Origin of the sequence: uncultured Arcticibacterium sp. (assembly GCF_964021845.1) — a bacterium.
Classification (GTDB): Bacteria; Bacteroidota; Bacteroidia; order Cytophagales; family Spirosomataceae; genus Arcticibacterium.
The window spans coordinates 262,990-274,504 of sequence record NZ_CAXHZC010000005.1 but is presented as its reverse complement, the minus strand read 5'-3'; the positions used below and the strand labels follow the sequence as shown (position 1 = coordinate 274,504).

Sequence of the window (11,515 nt, the reverse complement as noted above, 5' to 3'; positions counted from 1 at the left end):
GATCCATATTTTAGAAAAATCTCATATTCGCTAATTGACCGATTTATAATTATAGTACAATTTGAAACTAGCATCTCATTTTTTTTGTAGTACTTAAATATTTATAACCTTCTAAAGAGGTCGTCGCAGAAAAATTAATGAGATTCACTATCATTTTAACTCTTTTAAGTATGTTTTCTTTTAAGAGTATTGCCCAAAGTCCTCACTATAGTGACCAGAAAGAAGAGTTCCATAGGTTTTATTTTTATGGCGGTTGGAACGCAGGTGCTTTTTCAAAGTCTGACATTACCTTTTCGGGAGTTGATTATAACTTCTTGTTAAAAGATGTGATTGCCAAAGACAGACAAACACCATTTAGTGTAGATCAATATATTAACCCAAAAAACATCACTATTCCGCAGTATAATTTCAGAATAGGGTATTTCATTAAAAAGAACTGGCATATTTCGTTTGGCGTAGACCACATGAAATATGTTATGCAAGCCGACCAAAACGTGAAAATTACTGGTGACATTGCCAACTCTGGCACTTACTATGATGGCTCTTATGATAATGAGGATATTAAACTCACGGAGGACTTTCTCAAGTTTGAACACACAGATGGCCTAAATTATATAAACGTAGCTTTGAGGCGTTCACAAGAATTACTAGATTTTAACAAAGTAACCGTAAACGCTGTTTTAGGAGCTGGTGTAGGTGTTTTATACCCAAGAACCAACACTACTTTACTTAACAGAGAAAGAAATGACGAGTTTCACCTTTCCGGCTTCGGACTGGATGGAACGGTAGGCTTAAACATAACTTTCTTTGATGGTTTCTTTATACAATCTGAGTTAAAAGGCGGTTATATTAACATGCCAGACATTACCACTACGCAGTCTTCTGCCGATAAGGCTAGCCAAGACTTCTTCTTTGGGCAGGGCAATATAGTTTTTGGCTCTATAATCAAATTCAAAAGGTAAAATCTGAGATTTATCGAAATGAACCTGGCTCTTAAATGACTTTGGTCATATTCGCTATAGTTTATAGACTATTCTTGAGCTGTTAAAAATCGAAATTGGTAAATTCGTGTATTGTAATCCGATAAACGCAATCCATGAAAATAGCAGTTTTTAGTACACAGTCTTACGACAAAGAATATTTAGAAAAATTTAAGGAAAACTTTGAGATCAATTATTTTGAAGCGGCCTTAAATACCGCCACAGTCTCCCTTAGCAAAGGTTATGATGTAGTTTGTGCTTTTGTTAATGACAAACTAGATAAGCAAACCATAGAGGCACTTGCTGAAAATGGCGTAAAGGCCATAGCAATGCGATGTACAGGTTATAATAATGTAGATTTAGAGACAGCCGCCGCCCATAACATCAAAGTAGTGAACGTGCCGGCTTATTCTCCTCACGCCATAGCGGAGCATGCCGTAGCCCTCATTTTAACCCTAAACAGGAAAACTCATAAAGCATACAACAGAGTAAGAGAAGGAAACTTTTCGCTTCAAAACTTAACAGGTTTTGACCTTTATAATAAGACCATAGGGGTGATTGGCACGGGAGAAATAGGAGCTATATTCTGTAAAATAATGTTGGGTTTTGGCTGTAAAGTACTGGCTTTTGACATGGTAGAATCTGACAACCTCAAAAAGGCGGGAGTTCAGTTTGAAAGCATGGATAACATTCTTAAACAATCGGATATTATTTCTCTTCACTGCCCGCTTACGCCAAAGACTTTTCACCTTTTTGACGAGAAAGCATTTTCAATAATAAAAGAAGGTGCCATGTTAATTAACACCAGTCGTGGTGGAGTGATTGATACGGCAGCGGCCATTGAGGCCTTGAAAAGCAAGAAATTGGGCTATCTAGGAATAGACGTGTACGAGCAAGAAGATAAGCTTTTCTTTAAAGATTTGTCTGAAAGTGTTATTCAAGACGAACAAATTCAACGTCTTATTAGCTTTCCTAATGTTTTGATAACTTCCCACCAAGGCTTTTTCACCAAAGAGGCTCTTGACCAAATTGCAATAACGACAATTCATAACATCAAGGAACTGGCCACTGGCGAAGAAATAAAAAACGAAATAAAGTGGGAAAAATAATACTGGATAAAACCATCCAAAATTAAATATGGACACTACTAAGAGAGAAATCTCAAATATTGAGGACATCAAAATTTTGGTAGACGGCTTCTATCAGAAAGTAAGGGAAGATAGTACGCTAGGGCCTATTTTCAATGAGCGGATAAAAGATAGATGGCCAGAACATCTTGACAAAATGTACCGCTTCTGGCAAACTGTTTTATTAGAAGAGCATACTTACCACGGAAGCCCTTTTGTTCCTCATGCTCAGTTACCTGTTGACAAATCACATTTTGACCAATGGTTAAAACTCTTCTATGAAACAGTAGATGAGCTTTATACCGGCAAAAAGGCCGTAAAAGCTAAGAAGCAAGGCCAAAGAATGGCCGAAATGTTTCATTCTAAAATTGAATATTTCAGGAACAATCCTCAATACAAGGTATTATGAGTACTGTCAAAAATCCTATTATTGTTATTTCTGTTTTCCTCTGGATTGGTTTTGTATGCTCTATTAGCTTTCTAGAAGCATGGCTAAAATTCCAAGCTCCCGGCATTACACTTTCGCTAGGTTTAGGAATAGGTAGATTAGTTTTTAATGCCTTAAATAAAGTAGAATGGGTGTTTGCCATAGCAATTCTTATATCCACATTCATAAACTCCAGGGCCCTATTAAGTTTTAACAAGATTAGCTTCTACATCCCGCTCATTGCCTTAATAATTCAGACTATATGGTTACTGCCTGCATTAGATGCTAGAGCAGAAATGCACATTCTAAACCAAGTAGTACCTCCATCAAACCTTCACTTTTACTATGTAGGTGTAGAAGCCCTGAAAATCATTTCTCTGGCCTTATTTGGTATTTCACAATTCAAAAAACAAGCATCCTGAAATTCACCGATAAGACAACATTGGAAAAATATTTAGTCAATTAGTCAACAATTTCAGATTAGCTTGTGGAATAAGTATATCAAAAGACTTGAACCAGGCTGCAATCGAAATAGTAGATGGCACTTTGGAATGTGAAGGTTATTCGAAATCATTCCAAAGTAATCTTGCAAAAATTAGATGCAATTTGAATGTTAAAAGGCTTAGAAACGTTTAACCTATATCAATTCAAAATATCATTCAATAAGTATTCTATATGAAAAAGCTACTACTAATAATATTTACTGCTGCATTATCTCTTAATCTTCAAGCCCAAAGCATTGACAAAACAAAGTCACTGGTCAAATTTAAGATTGGTAATATGAAAATTAGCTCCGTAAAAGGAACATTTTCAGACATGAGCGGAACCATAAAATTTGACGAAGCCAATTTAGAAAATGCTAGTTTTAACGTTTGTGTAAATGCCGCTACGGTAAGTACCAAAAACAAAAGCAGAGATAAAACCCTAACAGAAGCAGGATTCTTTGATGTAGAAAACTACCCCAAAATATGTTTTGTGTCAAATGACATTTTCAAAACACCAGAAGGCTATGAAGCCAAAGGAAAACTGAGCATGCATGGCATCACAAAAGAAGAAATAATCAATTTCACATATACAGACAACCACTTTAATGGTGAACTAGAGGTAAGCAGAGAAGCCTATAAAATTGGTGACAGTATGGGTAACTTCCTTATCAGCGATACAGCCAAATTGGAGATTGATTGTTTTGTGAAGTAAGGTTTAAACCCCTGATGTTTTATTAAATAATCTAGGTAGAATATTGTAATTTCATTTTAAAATATTCAAACCATGAAAAACAAAACATATTCTAACGGAGAAGTTACTATACTCTGGCAAGCAGACAAATGCATTCACGCAGGAGTTTGTGTTAAAACATTGCCTCAAGTTTATAATCCAAAAGCGAGACCTTGGATTACACCCGAAAATGCTTCTGGCAAAGAAATCATAGCTCAAGTAGCCAAATGCCCATCTGGTGCCTTAAGTATAGTCAATGAATAAGGATTTAGAAATTATACAAACTGCCAGTAGCGAAAGTAAAGGTGTATTTAAAGCATACCTGCATGGAATAGAGGCCGGCGAAATGACCTACACTTGGGCTGGAACAGCAAAATTCATCATAGACCATACTGGCGTAAATGAAGGATTTAATGGCAGAGGAATTGGCAAAGAACTAGTTAAAGAAGGTGTAGCTTTTGCCAGAAAGGAAAATGTCAAAATAATGCCGCTTTGTCCTTTCGCGAAAAGCTATTTTGATAAGCATCCTGATATTCATGATGTACTTTTTTAGCTTGGAGGAAAGATCAGCTAATCTCATTATTGGTACATGACAATGCCTTCGTCAGAATCAAGAAGAGTGTAAACTTGCTTCATTTTTGATTTTCACTCCGTAGTACTTTTATTCATTTTAAGAAATTCATGTCTGTCCAAATCCAAATTTCTTATACCCATTTTCCGAGTTTTCAAAGTACGACACCTATTTGTTTGAGCAAGAGCTATATAGTTCACAACTACATCCTAGCTCGCTCAACTAATATTTGATAGTATAAACAAACTAAAAGGTGAGCTGAAAACTTTTTCTCAAAAAAAACAGAAAGCAGTGTGGGGTAGAATAGTTTAATTTTGTCTTACTTAAGTACAAAAACATATTACATGTTACCTAACGAGCAAAAAAAATCTAATCAAAGAGAAATCGAAGGAAGTCAAAAGATTTCTCTATTTGAGGAGGGTAGTAATGCTGTAAAATTAATTTCTGACGAATATCTTATTCAACAAGAATTCATAAAGTCTCCTGCCAAAGGCTTTGAACTTTTGTTTCGTAAGTATTACCAAAATCTCTGTAACCAAGCAATTAGGTTTGTATATGCCAAGCAAGTGGCGGAAGACATTGTCTCTGAAGTTTTTGCTCAGTTCTGGCAGAAAAACATTTACCTTGATATAAAAACCTCATACCGCTCATATTTATATACTTCAGTAAGAAATAGAGCTTATAATTATATCAAACACGAGCTTAACAAAACCGCCAGAGAACCAGACTCTCTCGAGAATATCCCCATTTCTAATACAAAGAGCTCTTTATTGAAACCGGATGAAATATTACAGCTTCAAGAACTCACAACAAAAATTGATAGAGTTATTCAAAAACTACCAAAACAATCAAGAAAAGCATTTCAACTCCACAGGTTAGAAGGAAAAAAATACTCAGAAATAGCAAAGGAACTTGATATAACTGTCAGTGCAGTAGAAAGACTTATAAGTAGAGCACTATCCAAACTAAAAGAACAACTAAAAACCGAATGGACCGCATAACCCATAATTGATTATATCAATGTGGGGTTTAAAAACAAAAACTTGTCCTATAGAGAAAAGCAAATGAATTCATCACTTACAAAAAATATTTTCTTCGACTTCTTTGACGGGAAAACCTCCTCTCTTCAAAACAAGCTTATTGAAGAATGGCTTCATGATACCGCAAACCAAGAAGTCTACTTTCAATACTTAGACGAATGGGAGTCTTCACAGCCTCAAATCCAAACAGAAGCGGACGTTGCATTTTCCAAGCTTTTAGATACCATTAATAACACCGATGAAAATGAAACTATAAAAATTATTGAACCAAAACCTTGGAGTCTAAAAGCTATACTTTTTTTAGCTGCCGCCGCCTCTCTTTTTATAGCTTCTATTTTTATTATGAAGAAGTATGACTTTAAGAACAATAAGGTTTCATATAATAAACTCATCCAAAGTTCGCAAAAAGAAACCGGAGAGATTTATGAAAAAATAAACCTTACTGACAGTCCCATTTTAGTTAGTTTACCAGATGAAAGCTCCATCTTACTGCAGCCAGATAGCAAAATAAGCTACTCTCCTAAAAAGTTTAATACCATCAACAGAGAAGTTATTTTGTCTGGTGAGGCATTCTTTGAAATTACAAAAGATAAGGAAAAGCCTTTTTATGTTTTTGCAAACGAAATCATAACAAAAGTTTTGGGCACTAGTTTTACCATTAAAGCGGCTCCAGAAAGTGAGGAAACTCATGTTATCGTCAAAACTGGTCAGGTTGAAGTTTTTACGCAAAAAGATAAAAACAAGGCGAAAAAGATGAAAATTAAAAAACTGGAAGGACTAATCCTTATGCCTAATGAAAGTCTTTCGTTTAAACGCAAGGATTATAAATTATCAGTTCCCACTTCTATAATTCCTAAAAAGTCAGATGTGGCTATTCAATCCGTCAAGTTTAATTTTGAAAAGACCCCGGCAATAGAAGTGCTTGAAAAATTAAAGGACGTATATAGTGTTGAGATAAACTATAACAAACAAGAGCTACAAAACTGTAAACTTACAGCACTTCTTACTGATGAGCCTCTATTAGAGAAGATTAGACTCATTTGTTTTGCTTTAAATGCCGAATACGAAGTATCACATGAAATAATAACCATAAAGTCAAACGGCTGTCAACCCTAACCAAAATAATTATGATGAATAACTCCTCATAGTAAATTTTGGGGTATTAAATACCCCAAAATTTTACTCTCCGTAACTAGAAATTGGCCTTTCAGAGTGAAACGGAGGTTTTTGCTAAAAATATCTTAACATAAACATTTAAAATTATGAATAAAATACTACGACCGCGTAGATTATTTGAAAAATTAATGCGAATAACAATAAGCCAGCTTATTCTTTCAGCAGTTTTTTTCAGTATGTCCTTTGCAAATGACGGATATACTCAGGATATCCTTGAACAAAAAGTAAGTATCAACGCTGTTCAAGAACCTATTGAAAACGTACTTAAACAGATTGAAAATAAGTCCATTGTAAATTTCATTTACAGTTCAGGACTTATAAACTCCAATAGAAAAGTAACTTTACACCTTGAAAACACAGAACTTCAAACTGTTTTTAATAAGCTCTTTGTTCCCTTGGATATCACCTATATCATATCAGGAAAGAAAGTGGTTTTAAAACCTATTCGAAAGAATACCAGTAAGCTCAAATTAAAAAGTCGCTTTGAGCAAATTGACCTTCTTATAACCATGGCTAAAAACCTAAAAGGGAATATAAAAGACGAATCTGGAGAACCTGTCATTGGAGCCACGGTGGTTATCAAAGGAACTACCAATGGTGTATCCACAGACATTAATGGAGACTACAGCCTGAGTAATGTAGAAGATGGAGATGTACTGGTGGTTAGCTTTATTGGTTACATTAAGCAAGAAATCGAAGTAGGAAGTAATATCGTACTAAATATTATTCTAAAAGAGGAAACTAGCCTTTTAGACGAAGTAATAGTAGTAGGATACGCCACCGTTAAAAAAAGTGATGTTACTGGTGCTGTTTCTTCCCTCAAACCAGAAGACGCAAACAAAGGGGCAAATTCTTCTCCTGACCAAATTATTCAAGGTAGGGTTTCTGGTGTTCAGGTTTCTCAAACAAGCGGAGAACCAGGAGGTGGAATGTCTATTAGAATTAGAGGGGCTACCTCTATTAATGCTAGTAATGAGCCTCTTTATGTCATTGATGGATTTCCTATTGATAACTCCACCACATTAGGTTCTACAGGAACTGGAATTACCGCCGGTGTAAGCGGAAATCTTAACCCAAAGAACCCACTTAATGCTTTAAACCCTAATGACATTGAATCTATAGAGATTTTAAAGGATGCATCTTCCACAGCTATTTATGGTGCACGTGGTGCAAATGGCGTGGTCTTAATAACGACCAAAAAGGGTAAGAGCGGTAAACCAAAAGTCGGCTATGATATGACTACGGGTATTCAACTGCAACCTAAAGGAATGGATGTTCTTAATACTCAGGAATACATTGATGTAACCAATAGCCTTTCGCAAGAAATAAATGGCGTGCCTGCATTTACGGCAGATGAAATAAGTAAAATAGGTGCTGGGACAGATTGGCAAAGTCAAATTTTTAGGCCAGCTGCAATTAACAGTCACAATGTTTCCATTTCGGGAAAATCTGGGAAAACAGGTTACTATGTTTCTATGAATTACTTTAACCAGGTGGGTACCGTGAAGAATTCCGGAATGGGTAGATTTGGAACAAGGTTGAACTTAAATCAAGAGATTACGGATAAATTCAGTGTATCACTTAACCTTAACACCACCACTATTAAAGACCAATCAAACTCTGATGGTATTCATAATAACGAAAGAAGTGGACCAATCAACTCGGCTCTAGCATATGACCCAACAGAAGCTATCTACGATGCAGATGGTAATTTAACTCGCTCTGCTAATATTACTGTCAATAATCCAGTATCTCTTTTGGAAGGTATAGACATTGATACTAAGTCAAGTAGAACTTTCGGGAATTTAGTTCTGGATTATAAAATCAATAATTCTCTAAGTGCTAAACTTAACCTCGGAAATGATGTTACAAATGTTCGTAGAGATATTTATAACAATACGAAAACCATTTTTGGAAGCTCAGCAAATGGTATAGCCAACATCTCTACGCTTGACTTGTCTAATTACTTAGGAGAGTACACCATGAATTATAATAAACAATTCAATAAGAACACCTTAAATGTACTTGCTGGGGTTACTTATCAAAACTTCTTAACACGTTCTTTTTCTGGAGAAATCCAGGGATTTCCGTCTGATAATTTATCTACCAATAACCTGAACTTTGGTGACACCAACAATGACAACCTCTCAAGTAATACTATTGAAAGCACCTTGCTATCTTATTTAAGTAGAGTTAACTATAACATAAATGGGAAATATCTCTTCACAGCTTCTATAAGAGCAGATGGTTCATCTAAGTTTGGTACAAATAACAAATACGGTTATTTCCCTTCATTCGCATTTGCTTGGAGAATGAGCGAAGACAACATACTTAGAAGCACTTTTGATGATTTAAAACTCCGTTTAAGTTGGGGGCAAACAGGTAACCAAGATGTAGGTAACTATAACTCCATTTCTACCCTAATCCCTGCTACCGCTGCAGTTTTAAACAATTCAACTTCAAGTGCCATTGCCCCTTCCAGGATTGCGAATCCTGATTTAAAATGGGAAGTTGCTGAGCAATATAATGCAGGTTTAGATTTCGCCATGCTAAATAGTAGAATTAACGGTTCTTTAGACTTCTTCATAAAAGACACTAAAGACTTATTACTCAACCTTCCTCTTCCAAATTCATCTGGATATTCTACTATTCTTAGTAATGTAGGTGCAATGCGAAATAGTGGTATTGAATTTATGATAAATTCTACCAACATTAATAACGATGATTTTAAATGGATATCATCCTTCAATATTTCCTCTATTAAAAACGAGGTGACTTCTCTGGGTGATTTATCAAGCATTAGAGTTGGTAACATTGAGTATGTTGGAAATACTGGAATCATTGAGCCAGGCTCTCCAGTAAGCTCATATTATGGGTACGAATTAACTGGAATTTTCCAAAATCAGGAGCAAATTGACAATTCGGCACAGCCTAACTCTAAACCAGGGTATCCTATTTTTACTGATTTAAATAATGATGGTAAAATTAACCCTGAAGATCAAAAAATATTAGGTAACCCATTTCCGAAACTAACACTTGGTCTGAGGAATAACTTAGCTTATAAAAACCTAAGCCTTGACATTTTCTTTTACGGAGCATTTAAGCAGTCACTAGTAAACGTGAACGTAATAGAGGCCATGTACCCTATAAACTTTAGAAGAAACAGAATAGCCGAAATATACCTAGATAGATGGATCCCTGAAAATTTAGATGCTAAATGGCCTTCAGGAGTGTTGCCAACATCTTATGGAGGAGGAATGGTTAACTCCTTAACTGTTCAAGACGCCTCTTATTTGAGATTAAAAACCTTGCAACTGAACTACAGTGTTCCAATCAAACCTAACGGAAAATTTTCTAGTATAAACCTTAGTCTCACAGGGCAAAACCTCCTGACTTTCACCAACTATCTAGGTTGGGATCCTGAAGCTTCGGCATTTGGGCGTAACAATATGAAAATTGACTACAACGCCTACCCAGTAGCCAAATCTATTCAGTTAGGGGCTAACATTGGTTTTTAATTTAACTCAAAACATTAAGTAATAATATTATGAGAAAAATAATAATATTGACGGCCTTATGTGCCCTCAGTTTAACATCATTAAATTCTTGTGAAGATATTTTGGAGGAAGAAGTTTATTCTGAATTAGATCCTTCAATTATACTTTCCACCTCAGGTGGAGTAGACAAAGTTTTAAACTCAGCCTACGCCAATGCTCTTTCGTCCCGCGGAAACGACGCCTTTGAATCTTTAACGCTATCTGGCTTTACTACTGGAGAATGCTGGGGTTTAGGCGGTAGTGTCAATGCATGGCTTGCACCTCTTTCTAACTTCACTTGGGATGCAAATAATTCAGCCTTAAACTCAGAATGGAATAGGAAGTACAGTGCTATTAGGGATGCAAACCTAGTTTTGGACAACATTCAAAACGTAACGGCTTCCGCTGAGTTTATAAAAACAAGAACCGCTGAAGCCAAATTCATTAGAGCCTTCAGCTATAGTCGAATTTACAAACTTTTTGGTCCTGGCCCATTATTCGCCTCATCAACTGACCCTGATATAATTAAAGCCAAGGCTAGTGAAGAGGAATTCCAGAACTTTGTGGAAACTAACCTGACGGAAGCAGCAAACGACCTGCCGCTAGTTCAAAGTGAGTACGGAAGAGCTACGAAGGGTTCGGCACTTGGTACACTGGTTAAATGGTATTTAAACCAAAAAGAATGGACTCGGGCAGCTGAAACTGCCAAAAGTGTCATAGACTTAAATCAATATGAATTGTTCCCTGACTATAAAGGTCTATTCCAAATAACCAATGAAGGAAATAAAGAAATGATTATGGTACACCCTTCGGTGGTAAATGTGGCAGGGAACCAAACCACTGCTTTAACCCTTCCAACAGACTACCCTAGCCTCCCTGGTCAAACTATTTACGCGGCTAATACTTACTTCTATGACGCCTTTATAGATTCCTTTGAGGAAAATGATAAAAGAAAGGAGTTATTTATTACAGAATATGTCAATGTATCTGGCCAAACCATATATGGCTATGGTAATAATAAATCCTTCCCCTATAAATATGAGTTAGACCCTGACCAAGCAAGTGCTCAGAATGGTATAGATATTCCAGAATTAAGATATGCAGACATACTTTTGGCTAGAGCAGAAGCTTTGAACGAGCTAAACGGCATCAATCAAGAATCTGTCGACATATTAAATCAAGTTAGAAACAGATCGGGTATTGGGTCATTAGAAATGGCTTCCTTAGATACAGAAAGCTTCAGACAAGCACTTATCAAGGAAAGAGCCATGGAATTCTTCTTTGAAGGTAAAAGTAGAGAAGACCAAATAAGATATGGAACCTTCATTTCAAGTGCTGTAGAAAGAGGTAAACCCGCTAAAGACCATATGCAAAGGTTTCCAATACCGCAGAGAGAGATAGATTCTAATGAAAAAATGGTTCAAAACGACGGATATTAAGAAA

The 11,515-nt window shown here is 36.0% G+C and carries 11 protein-coding genes; all 11 read left to right on the top strand.

Annotation, left to right across the window (positions count from 1 at the left end; translation table 11 throughout):
* Positions 1 to 137: 137 nt before the first annotated feature.
* Positions 138 to 962, top strand: a complete 825-nt coding sequence (locus tag AADJ06_RS15650; RefSeq protein WP_341227420.1) for a hypothetical protein — start codon at positions 138 to 140, stop codon at positions 960 to 962.
* Between the two features lie 134 nt (positions 963 to 1,096).
* The gene (locus AADJ06_RS15645; RefSeq protein ID WP_341227419.1) at positions 1,097 to 2,089 is read left to right on the top strand and encodes a 2-hydroxyacid dehydrogenase; all 993 of its coding nucleotides are present in this window, start codon (positions 1,097 to 1,099) and stop codon (positions 2,087 to 2,089) included.
* A 28-nt stretch (positions 2,090 to 2,117) separates the two neighbouring features.
* Positions 2,118 to 2,516: a group III truncated hemoglobin gene (locus AADJ06_RS15640; protein ID WP_341227418.1), complete on the top strand. Its 399-nt coding sequence runs from the start codon at positions 2,118 to 2,120 to the stop codon at positions 2,514 to 2,516.
* Positions 2,513 to 2,956: a hypothetical protein gene (locus AADJ06_RS15635; protein WP_341227417.1), complete on the top strand. Its 444-nt coding sequence runs from the start codon at positions 2,513 to 2,515 to the stop codon at positions 2,954 to 2,956. Before AADJ06_RS15640 ends, AADJ06_RS15635 begins: the two co-directional genes overlap by 4 nt.
* Positions 2,957 to 3,209: 253 nt before the next feature.
* Positions 3,210 to 3,731, top strand: coding sequence for a YceI family protein (locus AADJ06_RS15630; protein ID WP_341227416.1), 522 nt, complete (start codon positions 3,210 to 3,212; stop codon positions 3,729 to 3,731).
* A 72-nt stretch (positions 3,732 to 3,803) separates the two neighbouring features.
* Positions 3,804 to 4,013 carry a (4Fe-4S)-binding protein gene (locus tag AADJ06_RS15625; RefSeq protein ID WP_341227415.1) on the top strand — a complete coding sequence of 70 codons (210 nt, stop codon included), beginning with the start codon at positions 3,804 to 3,806 and terminating at the stop codon, positions 4,011 to 4,013.
* Positions 4,006 to 4,302 carry a GNAT family N-acetyltransferase gene (locus tag AADJ06_RS15620; RefSeq protein WP_341227414.1) on the top strand — a complete coding sequence of 99 codons (297 nt, stop codon included), beginning with the start codon at positions 4,006 to 4,008 and terminating at the stop codon, positions 4,300 to 4,302. Before AADJ06_RS15625 ends, AADJ06_RS15620 begins: the two co-directional genes overlap by 8 nt.
* 362 nt (positions 4,303 to 4,664) lie before the next feature.
* On the top strand, positions 4,665 to 5,321 hold the full coding sequence (locus AADJ06_RS15615) for an RNA polymerase sigma-70 factor (RefSeq protein ID WP_341227413.1): 657 nt from the start codon (positions 4,665 to 4,667) through the stop codon (positions 5,319 to 5,321).
* A 63-nt stretch (positions 5,322 to 5,384) separates the two neighbouring features.
* The gene (locus AADJ06_RS15610; protein WP_341227412.1) at positions 5,385 to 6,476 is read left to right on the top strand and encodes a FecR family protein; all 1,092 of its coding nucleotides are present in this window, start codon (positions 5,385 to 5,387) and stop codon (positions 6,474 to 6,476) included.
* Positions 6,477 to 6,622: 146 nt separating this feature from the next.
* Complete coding sequence (locus AADJ06_RS15605) at positions 6,623 to 10,054, top strand: TonB-dependent receptor (RefSeq protein ID WP_341227411.1); 3,432 nt, start codon at positions 6,623 to 6,625, stop codon at positions 10,052 to 10,054.
* Between the two features lie 29 nt (positions 10,055 to 10,083).
* Positions 10,084 to 11,511, top strand: coding sequence for a RagB/SusD family nutrient uptake outer membrane protein (locus AADJ06_RS15600; protein ID WP_341227410.1), 1,428 nt, complete (start codon positions 10,084 to 10,086; stop codon positions 11,509 to 11,511).
* The last annotated feature ends 4 nt before the right edge of the window (positions 11,512 to 11,515 follow it).